Origin of the sequence: Rhizobium sp. 0TCS1.26, from assembly GCF_050455525.1 — a bacterium.
GTDB lineage: Bacteria > Pseudomonadota > Alphaproteobacteria > Rhizobiales > Rhizobiaceae > Neorhizobium.
The window spans coordinates 456,036-470,701 of sequence record NZ_JBCIYV010000003.1 but is presented as its reverse complement, the minus strand read 5'-3'; the positions used below and the strand labels follow the sequence as shown (position 1 = coordinate 470,701).

Genomic DNA, 14,666 nt, shown 5'->3' with positions numbered 1-14,666 from the left:
CTCAACATGAAAGATCAGCGATGCTGCCCCGCCTTTCTCGTCTCCTGCTCGCTTGCACCAGCGTCGCGTCCCTGGGCCTCCCCATGACCGCCGTTGCGCAACAGGCGTCCCCGTCGGATGCGACGGTCCTGTCGCGCGTCACCATCAAGGGTGACCGGTCGAGCGTCCCGCAAGGCGGTGCCACAGACAGCCCGCTGACCAGTGAGGTAACCCGGGAGACGATCGAGGCCCGGCAGATCACCAGCGTCCAGGATCTCGGGCGTGTCGCCGAGCCAGGCGTCAACTTCAACCGCGCCAACGATTCGGTCAACATCCGCGGTCTCGAAGGCAGCCGCGTGCTGACCACCGTCGACGGCATACCCTTGCCGTTCCTCAGCGACCCGACCCGCCAGGCGACCGGCGGCGTCGATACCGTCAACTTCAGCGCCCTGTCGGCGGTGGACGTCATGAAGGGTGCCGATTCCAGCCGCGCCGGTGCCGGCGCGCTGGGTGGCGTTCTCGCCTACCGGACGCTGGAGCCCGAGGATCTGATCGGCGAGGGCAAGCAGTGGGGCGGCCTCGTCAAGACGATCTACGACAGCTCGGAGCGCAGCTGGCAGGGCGCGGCAGCGGTCGCCCGCAAGGTCGACGGCACCTCGGTTCTGTTCCAGGGCAGCTACAAGAAGGGCCATGAGCTTGAGACCAATGGCAGCATCGGCGGCTACAGCACGACCCGCACCGAAGCCAACCCGTCGGATTTCAACGAGCACAATCTGCTCTTCAAGCTGCGACAGGAGCTGGCTGGCGGTCACACCATCGGCGTCACGCTGGAGCGATACCGCAAGGATCGCGATATTGATAACCGCATCAACCAGGCGGTGACCGGCAACTATCGGCCGGGCAATTATCAGTCGCAGAAGGAGAGCGATCGCGACCGCGCTTCGCTCGACTACAAGTTCGAAAGCGAGAGCGATACGAGCTTCATCGACAACCTCTGGACCTCGCTCTACGTCCAGAAGATCGGCACTCTCGACGGTTATACAGGGTTCCGTTCGACGTCGATCGTCGGCCCGATCGGCCGCGACAACACCTCCGACGAGCGCGACATCGGCCTGATCGGCGCGGCGCAGAAGAACGTCTCCATCGGCGGCAACAACCACCTGCTGACCTTCGGCTGGGACCTCGCGACGATCACCAGCGATCAGTATTCGGCAGGCTACGACGCGTGCCCGCGCAAGCCGGCCAGCGGCATCTATACGGGCGCCGCAACGGCCTGCAACAACCTGCACACCAACCAGGCCGATACGCCGAAGGTCGATGGCAATCGCATCGGCCTCTATCTCGACGACGCGATCGAACTCGGCCAGTCCGGCTTCACGCTGACGCCCGGCCTGCGCTTCGACTGGGTTCGTTACGAGCCGCAGATGACCGATGGATTTGCCCGCAACGCATCGCGGCCGTCGCTTCCCGCCTCGTTCGAAGACACAGCCGTTTCGCCCAAGCTACGTCTGACCTACGATGCCGCACCGGATATCCAGCTCTTCGGCCAGTGGGCCATGGGCTTCCGCGCACCAACCGCCGGCGAACTCTACAGCCGCTTCGGTGCGAGCGGCACCTATCTGCGCCTCGGCAATCCGGATCTGGAATCAGAAACCAGCAACGGCTTCGAGATCGGCGCCAACCTCGGCGACGAAAGCTTCGGCGGCAGCATCAACCTGTTCTACAACCGCTATGAAAACTTCATCGACTCGCGCAGCCTGACGGCCGGCGAGGCCGCTGCCATGGGCTACAACCTCAACGACTACCGCCAGGGCGGCGTTCAGCAGTTCCGCAACATCTCCAAGGCCGAGATCTACGGTGTCGAGGTCTCCGGCCACCGCGCCTTCGACAACGGCCTGCGCGTCGGCCTCGGACTTTCCGCGCTGAGCGGCAAGGATCTCGACAACGATACCTTCCTGCGCTCCGTCGCGCCGGCCAAGGCCGTCGTCAGCTTCGGCTACGATACGGAAATCTGGGGCGTCGGCGTCGACCTCATCGGCGTCTCGGCGTCGCGCCACGACGACGGCAAGGCCGGCACCTACTTCCGCACGCCGGGCTATGGTCTCGTCGACCTGACCGCATGGTGGGAGCCGGAGCAGGTCAAGGGCCTGCGCATCAATGCCGGCATCTACAATGTCTTCGACAAGACCTATTACGATTACAGCTCGGTGCGCTCGAACGCTGCGACCCAGGCCCGCGAGTTCTATTCGGAGCCGGGCCGCTCGTTCAAGGTGTCGCTGACCCAGCGGTTCTGAAGAAAACGATCCCACCGAAAAAGGGCATCCCTCGCAAGAGGGGTGCCCTTTTTGCATGCGTCGATGGGTCTGATCGTCCGGCCGCTACGGGCAGCGAAATTCCTCTCCGCCGGCAGGCATGGACCAGCCGCCGTCAGGCTCGGGAACCGAAGCCGTCACTATGATGGATCAGGATGAGATCAGCCGATGTGGCGGTCGCGCGATTGCGGCAGCACGAACGGCATATGGCCGACGGGCGTGCGGCCGACTGCGCCGGAGATCTTGTAAACCTGCATGACCATCGCGTCGTTCAGGCTTTCCGCGCAGCTCCCCTGCGCCACGACGCGGCCCTTTTCCAGCACCACGATCCGGTCGGCGAACTCGGCGACCAGGTTCAGGTCATGCAGGATCGCCAGCACGATGCCGCCTTGGCGCGCAAAGGTCTTGGCGATCTCCAGAACGGCAATCTGATGGCTGAGGTCGAGGCTGGAGGTCGGCTCGTCGAGCAGCAGGCCCATCGGCATGCCGTTCTTCACCGGCTGCGGAACCTGCGCCAACGCCCGGGCGAACTGCACGCGCTGCTGTTCGCCGCCGGACAGTGTCGGGAAGGGCCGGCGTTCAAAGCCCGTCAGCCCGACGCGGGCCAGCGCCATTCGTGCGGAGGTACTCGGATCGGCAGCACCCTGGGCGACCGCCCCCATGCGCACGACCTCCAGCACGGTGAACGGGAAGGCTAACTCGCTTGCCTGGGGCAGAACCGCGCGCTTGGCGGACAGCGCCCTGGCGTCCTGCAGCCTGACGTCGACGTCATGATAGGTGACCGATCCCCTGGAGGGCGAAAGCTCGCCAGACAGGACCTTCATCAGCGTCGACTTACCCGCACCGTTCGGACCGATGACCGCCGTCATGGCACCCGGCTGCAGGGTCACCGAGACGTCATCGAGCAATCGCTGGCCACGGCGTTCGACCGTGACGGAATGAGCTTTGAACATCATGCATCTCCTGAGCGCATGCCATTGCGTCCGACGATCAGCAGCAGGAAGACCGGCGCGCCGAACAGCGCCGTGACGATGCCGAGCGGCAGTTCCGCCGGAGCGACGATAGTGCGGGCGACGCTGTCGGCCAGCAGCAGCAGAACCGCGCCGCCGATGGCGGAAGCCGGCAGAAGAAAGCGGTGCGACGGCCCGATGATCAGCCGCAGCAGATGCGGCACGACGATGCCGACGAAGCCGATCGAACCGGCAACGGCGACCGTCGCGCCGCAAGCGGCGGCAACCGCCAGGATGACGAGGCGCTTCAGGCGCTGCACCGGGACGCCCATGTGGAAGGCCGCCGCGTCGCCCAGCACCAGCGCGTCAAGGCCGCGGGCGACGACCGGGATGACGGCCGATACCAGCACCACGAACGGCAGGATGGAGAGGACGCGGGAAAAGGTCGCGCCGCTCAGCGAGCCGAGGCTCCAGAAGGTGATGTCGCGCAGCTGACGATCGTCGGCGACGAAGATCAGCAGACCCATGATCGCGGCGCTGATCGCGCCGACCGCGATGCCGGAGAGGATCAGCGTGCTGGTCTGGGTCTGGCCGGAATGCGTGGCGATCCGGTAGAGCAGCAGCGTGTTGATGAGCCCCCCGGCGAACGCCATCACCGGCAGGAAATGGCTCCCGAGAAAAGCGGAGAGCGAGGCAAGCGGCCCCGATCCCAGCACGATGCCGATGACGGCGAACAGCGCTGCGCCCGAGGTGACGCCGACGACGCCGGGATCGGCGAGCGGATTGCGGAACAGCCCCTGCATCATGGCGCCGGAAACGGCAAGGCCGGCACCCACCAGCACTGCGAGTGCCGTGCGCGGCAGCCGCACCGCCTCCAGGACGACCCGTTCCTGCAGCGTCAATTCCGCCGAGCGACCGGTGACGTAGAGCCACAGATGGCTGAGATCGACGCCGGTCGGACCCTGCGCCAGCGATACGAAGCACGAGACACCGAGAAGCAGGAGCAGGCCCGTCAGGCAGAGTACGCCGAGGCGGGACCGGTCCCCATCCGGCTCGCTCGAACGGATTGCGGCGATCAGGCTGCGGCGCATCTCTAGTTGCTCTGCGGATAGAGCTGCGATGTCAGCATTCCGACGGCTTTCGGCGTGCGCGGGCCAAAGCCGGTCAGCAGCAGGCCGTCCATCTGCAGCAGGGCGCGATTGTCGGCGGCGGGCGTCGACAGGAAGGCCGGCAGGCTGAAGACCTGGTCGGGCGTCAGGTGGTGGTTGCCCGACTGCATGACCAGCACGTAATCCGGCCTTGCGGCGATCACCGCCTCGTCGGTCAGCGGCTTGTAGCCGGTGATCTGGTCGGCGGCGTTGATGCCGCCGGCCATCTCGATCATCGCTGCGGCCTCAGTTCCCTTGCCGCCGGCCATGATCCGGCCATTGGCGACAGAGAGGATGAACAGCACCCGCTTGCGCGGCTGCGGGATTTTTGCAGTCTCGGCGAGCGCAGCGTCGAGCTCGGCCTTGGTTTTCTGCGCCAGCACCTCCGCCTTGTCACCAAGACCGACGGCTGCGCCCACGTCGCGGATCTTGTCGGGGATCGTCTCGCTCAAGGGCAGCGCCTTGATGGTTGCGGTGGCAATGCCGCTGGCGCGCAGGACGGTCAGCGCATCCGGCGGCCCAGCACCGTCCTGCAGCAGGATCAGGTCCGGGTTCTGGCCGATGATGCCCTCCGGGGACAGCGCCCGCAGGTAGCCGATATCCGGCTTTTCCTTTGTCCCCTGCGGATAGGTGCTGGTTGAATCGACGGCGACGATCCGGTCCTGGGCACCAAGATCATAAAGGATCTCGGTGACGGCGCTGCCGATCGACACGATGCGGCGAGCGGCTGGGTTGGCGGGTTCGGCAGCCAGCGCAGAGCCGGCCGCCATCGCCGCGAGAACGCCGAATACCGGAAGGCCAAGCCTCCTGAAACGCCTGTGCTTGGCCATGACTGCTACCCCGTTCCCCTCGACGCCACGCCTTGATCCGGGGCGCGGCGCTAAAACCTGACTGTGATTATCAAGTCTTAGGACTTTCCTTCCGGGAGGGCAATATATATCATGAGCGGATCACACCAGTTTTGATGGGGGTCACAGAATGTACATTGCAATGAACCGCTTCCGGGTTGTGCCGGGCCACGAGGAACGCTTCGAGGAGATCTGGCGCAGCCGCGAACGGCACCTGTCGAGCATGCCGGGCTACCTGGAATTTCGCATGCTGAAGGGCGCCAAGCACGACGACCACACGCTCTACGCATCGCATACGATCTGGGAGAGCGTCGAGCATTTCACCGCCTGGACGAAGTCGGAGCAGTTCCGTGCCGCCCATGCCCGCGCCGGCGAAAATCGCGGCAGCGTGCAGTATCTCTCTGGCCCACACTTCGAAGGCTTCGAGGTCATCATCCACGAAGGCCGCGACGGGAAAGAGGAACAGGCTGCATGACGAAGTCTGTCAGTCCCAAGCTGCAGGCCAATGACGACAGGCGGCAGCGAGCACTCGCGGCGCTGGCGGAAAAGCCGGATGGCGTCGTTGAAGCGATCGCCACCAAGGCCGAGGTCACGCCTGCCGAGATCCTCGCTATACTACCTGCGGGAGCCGCGGTGTCCGTTGGCGCCGATGCCTTCGAGACGATCTGGACCGAGGTCTCCGGCTGGGGCGACGTGCTGTTCATCGTCCATACCGGCGATATCGTGCTGGAAGTGACCGGCAGCCTGCCTCAGGGCAGCGAAGGCCATGGCTGGTTCAACATCCACGGCGACAGCCCCATTGGCGGACATGTCCGCAAGGATCGCTGCGCCGGCATCACCTTCGTCGACCGGATGTTCCACGGCCGCCGGTCGTGCTCGATCTGGTTCATGAACGCCGATGGTGCCGCGATGTTCAAGATCTTCGTCCGGCGCGACGAGGCCCGCGAACTGCTGGCCGAGCAGCTCGGCAGCTTCGAGGCTCTGGCCCACCGCTACGCCGCGGTCTGACGCACACCTGATCGAAGGGCTGCCGGTGCGACGCGCCGGCCGCCTTTTTCTGTCCGGCTCCGCCTTCAGGAGGCAGCGGTCCCGGTTTCGTCACGCGTGCGCCAGTACCGGCGAGGGGCCACTCCATAGATGCGCTTGAACGCATGCCCGAAGGCGCTTTCCGACGAATATCCAACCCTGGCGGCAACCGCTGCGACCGTCGATCCATGGCGAAGATCGTTGCGCGCCAGCCGCATGCGCCAGCGCAGCAGATAATCCAGCGGTGCGGTGCCGACCAATGACTTGAACCGCCTGGAAAATGACGCTCGCGACATCGCCACGGATCCCGCCAGACCGTCGAGCGTCCACGGATAGGCGGCATCGCCATGCATGGACCGGATAGCCTTGCCGATCCGCGGATCGCCCAGCGCGCTGATCCAGCCAAAATCCTCGCCGCTGTCCTGATCGAGCGCCGCCCGCAGAACCTGGATGAGAAGCACGTCGGCCAACCTGTCGGTGAGCACGCCGGCGCCGATCCGCGTGCTCCTGATTTCAAGGTCAAGAATGTCGAGCGTCGCGCGCACGACGGCAGCCGATGCGTTGCCGGACGGGATCAGCAGAAAGCGGGGCAGTGATCCCAGCAGCAGTTCGGCGCCGGAGATCTCGAACCCGAAGGTACCAGCGATCAGCACCGTGTCATCGCCGCGATGATGCGCGACATCCGACAGCGCCCAATCGAACGCCGCGATCCCGTCTTCGGGCGCGATCTGGTCGTCATTCGCCAGCACGTAGCTCGGCGCGTTGGCCAGCAGGAAGCAGTCACCGGATGCGAGCTGCCGGCGATCGCCATCGCCGAAATCGATCCAGCAACTGCCACGCAAGACGGCGCCGAACTTGAATGCCGGCTTCGCCGGGAACCGGTAGGCCCACGGGCCGCTGGCCTCGAAACGTGTGCAGCGCGCACTGCGGATGTTGAGCAGCGAGAAGACTTCCGACAAGGGATCCATGACATCTATCCGATCGCGACGATTTCTGAGTGCTTACAGCATAGATCGGATCAACTAGCGATGCGAGACTCCTTGCGAACAACAGGAGAAGATCATGATTGGTATCGAAGGCAAGGTCATCGCCATCACCGGCGCGAGCAGCGGTATCGGCGAGGCGACAGCGCTGAAGCTGGCAGGGCAGGGCGCCATTCTGGTTCTCGGCGCTCGGCGTGAGGATCGGTTGGCAGCACTCGCGCAGGCGATCGCGTCGAAGGGCGCAACGGCATCCTACCGCGTCACCGATGTCAGGCGCCGCGAACATGTCGAGGCGCTTGTCACGCATGCGGTCGACACATACGGCAAGCTGGACGTTCTGGTAAGCAATGCCGGCATCGCGCCAATTTCGCCACTCGACGATCTGCGGGTCGAGGACTGGGAGGCGATGATCGACGTCAACGTCAAGAGCGTCCTTTACGGCATTGCCGCGGCTCTGCCGGTCTTCCGCCGCCAGGGTTTCGGTCACTTCGTCAACACGATCTCGACCGCCGGGCTGAAGATCGTGCCGACCATGGCCGTCTATGCGGGATCGAAGAACGCCGTGAGAACGATCACCGAAGGGCTTCGCCAGGAAGCCGGCGCGTCGCTGCGGGTGACCGGCATCTCGCCGGGCTTCGTCGATACGGACCTGGCATCCTCGATGACCGATCCCGCGATGCGCGCACAAGGGGAAGCCGGCATGAAGTCGATGGGAATGCCGGCGTCGGCCGTCGCCGATGCGATAGCGTTCGCCATCTCCCAGCCGCCGAATGTCGATGTCGGTGAGATCGTCCTGCGCCCGACGGCGCAGGGATAAAGAAGCTTGCGCAGCGCCCCGTCATGTCCTCGGTCTGCAGGTCGCCGACACACGACAAGGCCGCGATCCACTCATAGATCATGCGTAGATCCCTGGGACGGTCTTTCATGTGCCTGCGACGGAAGATCGTCTAGCGGGCCAACTGCGTGCCGTTCGGCGCTGCGCGAAGCCGGAACAGCCTCCAAAGCCGGAAACCAAGCCCATCCGATGGCATGGGACTGTGCAAAGCGTGTGGTTCTTCCCGCGCCTTTGCAGGTTCGGTCAAAGTCCTCACCCGATCCAGAAATGCCTTGGCGTCGAAGCGCTTCGTCCGGCGTCCGGTCGAGGTCCTGCCTGGATCCGGATGAAAGAAGATCTCCAGGTTGACGACCGGCAGCGGCTGGATGCCGCGCACGGTGTCGATGTCGGGACGGGTGGTGACGACGACACGATACTCCGTTTCGGCGAGAGCCTTCTGAAGCTCGGGCACGGTGCACGCGACGCAAGCAAGATAACCGGCCTCGTTCAGGCGCGTGGCAATCAGAGCTGCTGCGGCGTCTGGCAGGAAGACCAGAATGCGCTGTCCGGGATGGTGATCCATGGCAATATCCTTCACTGATCGGTGCCATGATACGCAGACGCCGCCGGCCCGTGTGTTTGGATAGGTTTAGTTTTGTTGCGGAAAAGACGGCTGATCGCCATGCATTCCGGGGATGGGACGTGCGGGCAGGCAGCGCCTGTGGGTGACTGCGGGCGCTCCTGCCGTCAGCCGTCGCGGCGGGATCAGGCCGTTGCCCGGCTCGCCCCGCTGTGCAGCGGAGACATCGTCAGCATGGAAGCGGCTTCCTCCGTCGGCAGATCGATGTGGACGATAAGGCCGTGCGGCACGGCGTTCAGCAGCCTGGTCTTGCCGCCGTGAGCCCGGACAATGTCGTCGACGATGGAAAGCCCCAGGCCGAAGCCGGTTCGATCGGCGGACGTTCGGGCATTGTCGGCCTTGAAGAACGGCTCGAGCACCCGCGTCCGCAGGTCGGCGGGCAGGCCGGGACCGTCATCCTGGACGCTGATGCGCACCGTGCTTCCCTCAACCACGGAGAGGGTCACCGTGATCCGCTGCGCGAACTTGGTGCTGTTTTCGACGAGATTGGTCACCGCACGGGCCAGCCAGCGAGGCTTGCAGCGATAGGCAAACCGCTCGGGGCCCAGGTATTCGACATTGTAGCCCATGTCGGTAAAGTCGGCGCAGACCGTTTCCAGCAGGCTCGGCAGGTCGGCGTTCAGCAGCTTTTCGGCGCCCATCTCCTTGCTGAGGTAGATCAGCGTGTCATCGATCATGTCGCTGAGAATGGCGATATCGGCGAGGAACGATGCCTTGAGGTCCGGCTGGTTGGATCGTTCGGCGCGCAATCTCAGGCGCGTCAGGGGTGTGCGAAGATCGTGGCTGATGGCCCGCAGCATACGGGTTCGATCCTCGATCATGCCCCGGACGCGGCTGCGCATGTCGTTGAGCGATTTCGCCAGCGTCTGGACCTCGGCCGCTCCGCTTTCTTCGAACGGACGGTCGGGTCCCTCGTCGGGCTTGAGGGTCTCGGCAGCCTCGGCGAATTTCAGAAGCGGGGCGGTGATCATCGATGCAGCGCAGAGCGACAGGAAAAGCACCGGCACGATCACCACGACAACCTTGATCATGAGGTTGATCTGCTTGTTGGTGATCCAGGTGTCGGGCGGAGCAGGCGCCGGCCGGAACGCCAGGGCGCGGCCGTCGCCGGTCGCCACCACCAGCACGTCATTCAGCTTTCCGCTCGATGTCTCGGCCCGAAAACTCGTGAGGATGGCTTCCGGCATGTTCTTTCTCACAAGCTGCCGCGGGTCCCGGCTCGCGACCTCCACCCCGGGATCGGGTGTCAGTTCGGCGGGCGAAACCTCTTCCACCTGAAGCCCGGTCTTCGAAACGATCGCAAGCAGCGCTGCCAGACGTTCGGGCGTATCGGCGGCACGCACCTGCTCGGTCACCATCTCTATCTTGACCGCCGTGCCGCGCGCATAGGACAGGCGCTCGGGTTCGTACAGCGTCATCGGCTCCGTCAGGATCGTCAGGATCGCCACGATCAAGACCGGCACCATTACCGATGCCGCAATCTGCCACCGGATCGATCCGGCTCTCATCCGCTTCAGCATCATCAACGGATCTCCACCCTTGGCGTGAACAGGTAGCCACCGAGCCGAACCGTCTTGATGAACGTCGGCTCGCGGATGTTGGGCTCGATCTTCTGGCGAACGCGGCTGACATGAACATCGATGCTGCGCTCGACCGGTCCCGCGAGACCAGCATGCGTCAGCCCCAGCAACTGCTCGCGCGTCATGACCCGACCGGGATTGCGGCAGAAGGCCAGCAGCACGTCGAACTCCGCCGTCGTCATCGACACATGCACGCCGTCCGGGCTGATCAGTTGACGCGGGACGGGATCGATCAACCATCCCGCAAATTCCATCGGGCCACGGGGTGCGCGCTGATCGGCGCTGTAGGAAGCCCGGCGCAGCAGCCCCTTGATCCGCGCCATCAATTCGCGGGGGTTGAACGGCTTGGTGATGTAGTCGTCGGCGCCGAGTTCGATCCCGACGATCCGGTCGACGTCGTCCTTCAAGGCGGTCAGCATGATGATCGGCGTGACGGAGACAGCCCTCAGGCGCCGGCAGATATTGAACCCGTCTTCCCCGGGCAGCATGGCGTCCAGGACGATCAGGTCGAATGACTGTTTCCGCATCACGGCGTCCATGTCGGCTGCTGATCCGACCGCGACGGCGCTGAAGTTGCTGTCGCGCAGCATCTCGACGACCATCGAGGCGATCTCCTGATCATCCTCGACCAGCAGGATGCGCGAACCGGTTTCCGGGGCGACGAGATGCAGATGAGCGCTCATGGTGTGCCTTATGGTCAGGGCGACTGACGAACATACTCACGAAACAGGCGGGCGAGGTCACGGGGATATTTGTTTTTAAATATTAAGCCGGAACCGATCCGCAGCACGCGAGCCGGGCTGGATCAACCACCGACCCGCACGACGACCGCTCATCAAGGACACTACCCCCCTCTCTTAGCATCAGCATCACGGAACCCGAAGCGGCCTCACACTGTGGGACTGCGGGTGAGAGACTGTGGGCTGAGAGACGGCGGGCGATCGACGCTCGTCATGCGGCGTAACGGTTGCGCAACATAACTTCATCAGCCGCCTTTCTTTTGTCCGGCTTTCGACATCGCGTCGTTGGAAAACCAACCTACATGAGGGTCTGCAACAGGAACAACACGATGACCGAGACCGACCTGACGATCACCGAGATCCTGAGAGACCCCATGATCCGGCTCATGATGCGTGCCGACGGCGTCTCGCTGGAGGCCATGGAGACCTTGCTGGCCGATGCTGCCCTTCGGCAGCGAAGGTCGCTGCTGGCCGGCGGCGAGCGGCAGGAGGTTGCGCGCAACATTGCCGGCAAGTCACAATCCAGGATGTGCCGGCAACAGGTGGACGCGCTCACGCAGGCCTGCCTGTAATGGCTTGCGATCGCGGGTTTGCCGCCTGATGCGGCGATAGCCGCTCAACGAGCCGAGGCGCAGCTCGATCGTCTCCGGCGGGGGCCGGCATTCCTTCCGGCCTCCACCATCCATTTGGACCACGGTTGAGCTCTTCTCAGGGCGAAGGTGAGGGTGCCGCCTTCGCCAGCGCCTTGGCGACGAAGATGGTCGATCCCTGGCCCTTGTCCCAGTCGTTGGTGAAGATCAGCAGTTCGTCGGTGCCGGGCCGGATGACCATGGCTGTCGAACGCAGGTTGTGCCCCTCGTCGCGGCCGGGCAGCAGATACTGGCCGATTGGAAAGCCGAGCGGGTTCATCACCATGATCCGGCCCTGGCCGTACATCGCCACATAGACGTTGCCGTCGGCATCGATGCGCAGCGAATCCGGGCCGCCGCCAACGAAATTGTACACCAGTGACGACCCGAACGGCGCGATGGTGGTGGCGTTGGCCAGCGAGATGCGGTGCAGCCGGCCACCGGCCAGTTCCGTCACCCAGAGCGTCTTGCCGTCCGGGCTAAGGCTCACGCCGTTGGCGATCCGCAGGTTGGGCACCACCAGCACCGGCTTGCCGCCACTCGGGCCGATGTAATAGACGCCGCCGCTCGGTGTGCTCGATCCGCCCTTGAAGTCGGTGAAGTAGAAGCCTCCGTCCTTGTCGAAGACCAGGTCGTCGGGCAGGAAGCCGTCGTTTCGCGAGACCACGGTCTGGACGTCCGTTCCGTCAGGCGCCATCGTCACGACCGAACCCCGCGACCCGAAGTCGCCGAGTTCGGCCATGTAGATGCGGCCGCTTGGATGGACGGCGAGACCGGCCGGGCGAAGTTCGGCATCCGGCACGAAGCTCGACAGCTGCTTGTCGGGCGTCAGGCGAAAGACCGTTCCGCCGAAAACCTCGCAGAACAGCAGGTCGCCCTTCGCATCGAAGGTCGGGCATTCGAGCTGCAGGCCCTTGTCGGAGACCTTGAGATATTCACGCGCCTCGACCGAGGGCAGATCGGCTTCCGCCATCGGCAATGGTACGACGCTTCGCAGTGCCCTGGGAATATCCAGGGCAGGAAGCGTGGTTTTGTCATCGGCTGCGTGGGCTGCGGCACCGATCAGGATCAGTGCCGCTCCCAGAGCCGACATGCGTAGCAGTCGGTTCATCGCTCTCTCCTCCCATAGTCTCTCTGCCGAGCGGCTGGATCAGCCGATCAGCTTCAGGATCGCCGGAACGCTGAGGATCGCGGCGTAGTAGCCCATGAACTGGACACCGGTGTTCATGCCGAGCACGCGGTAGAGCAGGCCGCCGACGAGGCCGACCGTGACGATCACCAGCAGTGCCAGCAATCCGCCCTCCCAGAGGCCGATGACCAGGATGAGGCCCACGAAGGTCGCGATGATCGCTTCATGGCTGATGTATTTGGCGACGAAGGCTGCGGCGCTGCGGGCGTGGTTCATCGCGAATGGGTAGGCAATGGCTGCGGCGATGACGACGGAGATCAGTCCCCAGATGAGGAATTCCGACACCGACATCATCGTGTGCAGGTTGTTGACGACGCCGGTGCCGGCATCGACCGTGAAGCGCGGCGGCGCGTTGAACAGCGGTGCTGCCGGGCCGGCCGCAACCGGGCTCAGCGGCAGCCCGAAGGCGATCAGCGGGATCAGCGCTTCGGCGATGTAGGTGGATTCTGTCACGCCGTTGCGCACCGCAAGCACCGAGGTCAGGCGATGGTAGGCGTGCTTGATGCGCGCGCCAACGATCTCGCCGGCGATGACGGTGACGGCGACCGGGCTGAACACAAAGGTGGCGCTGGTCACGGCGGCGGCTGTCGCAGTCGTCACCACCTGGCTCCGGTCGAGCACCCGGAACGGGTTGGGGAAGTAGCCGCCCCAGCCCTTCACGTCTGGCGCAAGCGTCGTCTGCCGCAATTCGCTGCGGTTCATGCGCTTGCTCTCAAGTGGCGAGACGGCGGAAAACAGTTCCGCCACCAGAGGCCCGACGGCGATGCCGAGGAAGTAGCTGACGCCGAGCTTGATGTTGTGCGTAGCGGTGAAACCCTGCAGTGCGACAATCAGCAGCGTGAACGGGATCAGCGCCAGGACGGACGCCCAGCGGCCGGCCGAGAAATAGGCGATGATGAGCGCCGCACCGATGAACAGCCACGGCGCGGAGGCGGTGATGTAGGTCCCGAACGGTGCCAGGATGACGGCGAACAGCACAGCCAGCGGCACGGCGATGAACGCCGATATGACGGAACCAGCGAGCATCTTGCGCAGTGCCACGTGCGGCGCACCGAGATTGCGAAGCGCCGTCGCCTGCTGCAGAAGCGGCAGTGCCAGGGTGTCGCCGGGAATGCCCAGCAGCGCAGTCGGCACCGCATGCGTCATGTGCTTGGAAACCGCCGCGCACATCCAGAAGGTGAAGACGGCGACCGGCGGCGCACCGAGAAGAACGACGAGAAGGGTGACCGGGGCAATCGTGGTGGTTTCGTCCGTTCCCGAGATCAGGCCGATCGCCGAGAACAGGATCGCCCCCAGGAGACCGAGGGAAAGCGCCATGACGATTTCGTAAAGCATGCCGTCCATGGTCACTCCCCCTGCCTGACAGCACTGCTGCGGTCCTGATATGTCTTGAACAGATCGTAAAGCCCGACCTCACGCATCTCCTGCACCACGACCGGCGGAAGATCCTCCACCCGGCCGATCGGCCCGCCCTCCTGTTCGAGCTGCTCCAGGACGTCGGCCTGCCAGGCGGTCCCGGTCTGCGCCTGTTCGACGACGACGCGCTTCGGCGCAAATATCCGCGAGCATACGGCGCCGCTGATTACCGAGCCGAGGATGCCGGCAAGCATTGCCAGCGCCTTGCCGACGGCCGGCGTGGCAGCCATCGGCGCAATGGCGGCAAGCGTCGCGTAGTAAACCGCGACGCTCAGTATGGCGCCGATGATCATGGCCTTGGCGAGCTGTGGCCGAGACACGACGTCTCCCCAGATCTCGGCAAGCTGACCATGCGCGCCGGCGGCGCGCACAACATTATCGTCTGTCATTGAAAAAACCCTCCCCAAAAAAA

At 64.5% G+C, this 14,666-nt stretch carries 15 protein-coding genes; 5 read left to right on the top strand and 10 right to left on the bottom strand.

The features are described from left to right. The first annotated feature begins 83 nt into the window (after positions 1–83). Entirely contained in the window at positions 84–2,273 is a 2,190-nt protein-coding gene (locus AAIH46_RS16255) for a TonB-dependent hemoglobin/transferrin/lactoferrin family receptor (RefSeq protein WP_430307015.1), read from the top strand. A gap of 179 nt (positions 2,274–2,452) precedes the next feature. Here the strand turns inward: AAIH46_RS16255 and AAIH46_RS16250 are convergent, their stop codons facing one another. Genes AAIH46_RS16250 through AAIH46_RS16240 form a run of 3 tightly spaced genes read right to left on the bottom strand, consistent with a single transcriptional unit; the run spans position 2,453 to position 5,219 of the window. Further along, positions 2,453–3,247, bottom strand: a complete 795-nt coding sequence (locus tag AAIH46_RS16250) for a heme ABC transporter ATP-binding protein (protein WP_430307014.1) — start codon at positions 3,245–3,247, stop codon at positions 2,453–2,455. Next, on the bottom strand, positions 3,244–4,332 hold the full coding sequence (locus AAIH46_RS16245) for a FecCD family ABC transporter permease (protein ID WP_430307013.1): 1,089 nt from the start codon (positions 4,330–4,332) through the stop codon (positions 3,244–3,246). The genes AAIH46_RS16250 and AAIH46_RS16245 overlap by 4 nt, the downstream gene beginning before the upstream one ends. A gap of 2 nt (positions 4,333–4,334) precedes the next feature. Beyond that, complete coding sequence (locus AAIH46_RS16240) at positions 4,335–5,219, bottom strand: heme/hemin ABC transporter substrate-binding protein (protein ID WP_430307012.1); 885 nt, start codon at positions 5,217–5,219, stop codon at positions 4,335–4,337. Positions 5,220–5,367: 148 nt separating this feature from the next. On the opposite strand from AAIH46_RS16240, the gene AAIH46_RS16235 reads away from it, so the two are divergent. Next, the gene (locus AAIH46_RS16235; RefSeq protein WP_430307011.1) at positions 5,368–5,712 is read left to right on the top strand and encodes an antibiotic biosynthesis monooxygenase family protein; all 345 of its coding nucleotides are present in this window, start codon (positions 5,368–5,370) and stop codon (positions 5,710–5,712) included. Beyond that, complete coding sequence (hutX, locus tag AAIH46_RS16230; protein ID WP_430307010.1) at positions 5,709–6,245, top strand: heme utilization cystosolic carrier protein HutX; 537 nt, start codon at positions 5,709–5,711, stop codon at positions 6,243–6,245. The genes AAIH46_RS16235 and hutX overlap by 4 nt, the downstream gene beginning before the upstream one ends. 65 nt (positions 6,246–6,310) lie before the next feature. Here the strand turns inward: hutX and AAIH46_RS16225 are convergent, their stop codons facing one another. Then, a complete protein-coding gene (locus AAIH46_RS16225) occupies positions 6,311–7,231 on the bottom strand; it encodes an AraC family transcriptional regulator (RefSeq protein WP_430307009.1) in 921 nt (306 codons plus the stop codon). 94 nt (positions 7,232–7,325) lie between these two features. Between AAIH46_RS16225 and AAIH46_RS16220 the strand changes: the two genes are divergently transcribed. Beyond that, positions 7,326–8,063 carry an SDR family oxidoreductase gene (locus tag AAIH46_RS16220; protein WP_430307008.1) on the top strand — a complete coding sequence of 246 codons (738 nt, stop codon included), beginning with the start codon at positions 7,326–7,328 and terminating at the stop codon, positions 8,061–8,063. 130 nt (positions 8,064–8,193) lie between these two features. On the opposite strand, the gene AAIH46_RS16215 is transcribed toward AAIH46_RS16220, so the two are convergent. The 3 genes from AAIH46_RS16215 to AAIH46_RS16205 all read right to left on the bottom strand — a co-directional run bounded on the left by AAIH46_RS16215 (position 8,194) and on the right by AAIH46_RS16205 (position 10,963). Beyond that, positions 8,194–8,658 carry a hypothetical protein gene (locus AAIH46_RS16215; protein ID WP_430307007.1) on the bottom strand — a complete coding sequence of 155 codons (465 nt, stop codon included), beginning with the start codon at positions 8,656–8,658 and terminating at the stop codon, positions 8,194–8,196. 167 nt (positions 8,659–8,825) lie between these two features. Then, complete coding sequence (locus tag AAIH46_RS16210; RefSeq protein ID WP_430307006.1) at positions 8,826–10,223, bottom strand: ATP-binding protein; 1,398 nt, start codon at positions 10,221–10,223, stop codon at positions 8,826–8,828. After that, positions 10,223–10,963: a response regulator gene (locus tag AAIH46_RS16205; protein ID WP_430307005.1), complete on the bottom strand. Its 741-nt coding sequence runs from the start codon at positions 10,961–10,963 to the stop codon at positions 10,223–10,225. The genes AAIH46_RS16210 and AAIH46_RS16205 overlap by 1 nt, the downstream gene beginning before the upstream one ends. A gap of 386 nt (positions 10,964–11,349) precedes the next feature. Here AAIH46_RS16205 and AAIH46_RS16200 point away from each other — a divergent pair, with 386 nt between their 5' ends. Continuing rightward, the gene (locus AAIH46_RS16200; RefSeq protein WP_430307004.1) at positions 11,350–11,592 is read left to right on the top strand and encodes a hypothetical protein; all 243 of its coding nucleotides are present in this window, start codon (positions 11,350–11,352) and stop codon (positions 11,590–11,592) included. A 136-nt stretch (positions 11,593–11,728) separates the two neighbouring features. On the opposite strand, the gene AAIH46_RS16195 is transcribed toward AAIH46_RS16200, so the two are convergent. The 3 genes from AAIH46_RS16195 to AAIH46_RS16185 are packed head-to-tail and all read right to left on the bottom strand — an operon-like array spanning position 11,729 to position 14,643. Continuing rightward, the gene (locus tag AAIH46_RS16195; RefSeq protein WP_430307003.1) at positions 11,729–12,760 is read right to left on the bottom strand and encodes an SMP-30/gluconolactonase/LRE family protein; all 1,032 of its coding nucleotides are present in this window, start codon (positions 12,758–12,760) and stop codon (positions 11,729–11,731) included. A 39-nt stretch (positions 12,761–12,799) separates the two neighbouring features. Then, the gene (locus AAIH46_RS16190) at positions 12,800–14,182 is read right to left on the bottom strand and encodes a tripartite tricarboxylate transporter permease (RefSeq protein WP_430307002.1); all 1,383 of its coding nucleotides are present in this window, start codon (positions 14,180–14,182) and stop codon (positions 12,800–12,802) included. Between the two features lie 2 nt (positions 14,183–14,184). Then, a complete protein-coding gene (locus tag AAIH46_RS16185) occupies positions 14,185–14,643 on the bottom strand; it encodes a hypothetical protein (protein WP_430307001.1) in 459 nt (152 codons plus the stop codon). Positions 14,644–14,666: the final 23 nt, after the last annotated feature.

Coding starts and splice junctions, on each gene's coding strand:
- AAIH46_RS16240 (WP_430307012.1), bottom strand. CDS start 5,219: ATGGCCAAGCACAGGCGTTTCAGGAGGCTTGGCCTTCCGGTATTCGGC.
- AAIH46_RS16200 (WP_430307004.1), top strand. CDS start 11,350: ATGACCGAGACCGACCTGACGATCACCGAGATCCTGAGAGACCCCATG.
- AAIH46_RS16195 (WP_430307003.1), bottom strand. CDS start 12,760: ATGAACCGACTGCTACGCATGTCGGCTCTGGGAGCGGCACTGATCCTG.
- AAIH46_RS16245 (WP_430307013.1), bottom strand. CDS start 4,332: ATGCGCCGCAGCCTGATCGCCGCAATCCGTTCGAGCGAGCCGGATGGG.
- AAIH46_RS16250 (WP_430307014.1), bottom strand. CDS start 3,247: ATGATGTTCAAAGCTCATTCCGTCACGGTCGAACGCCGTGGCCAGCGA.
- AAIH46_RS16220 (WP_430307008.1), top strand. CDS start 7,326: ATGATTGGTATCGAAGGCAAGGTCATCGCCATCACCGGCGCGAGCAGC.
- AAIH46_RS16185 (WP_430307001.1), bottom strand. CDS start 14,643: ATGACAGACGATAATGTTGTGCGCGCCGCCGGCGCGCATGGTCAGCTT.
- AAIH46_RS16255 (WP_430307015.1), top strand. CDS start 84: ATGACCGCCGTTGCGCAACAGGCGTCCCCGTCGGATGCGACGGTCCTG.
- hutX (WP_430307010.1), top strand. CDS start 5,709: ATGACGAAGTCTGTCAGTCCCAAGCTGCAGGCCAATGACGACAGGCGG.
- AAIH46_RS16210 (WP_430307006.1), bottom strand. CDS start 10,223: ATGATGCTGAAGCGGATGAGAGCCGGATCGATCCGGTGGCAGATTGCG.
- AAIH46_RS16225 (WP_430307009.1), bottom strand. CDS start 7,231: ATGGATCCCTTGTCGGAAGTCTTCTCGCTGCTCAACATCCGCAGTGCG.
- AAIH46_RS16205 (WP_430307005.1), bottom strand. CDS start 10,963: ATGAGCGCTCATCTGCATCTCGTCGCCCCGGAAACCGGTTCGCGCATC.
- AAIH46_RS16235 (WP_430307011.1), top strand. CDS start 5,368: ATGTACATTGCAATGAACCGCTTCCGGGTTGTGCCGGGCCACGAGGAA.
- AAIH46_RS16190 (WP_430307002.1), bottom strand. CDS start 14,182: ATGGACGGCATGCTTTACGAAATCGTCATGGCGCTTTCCCTCGGTCTC.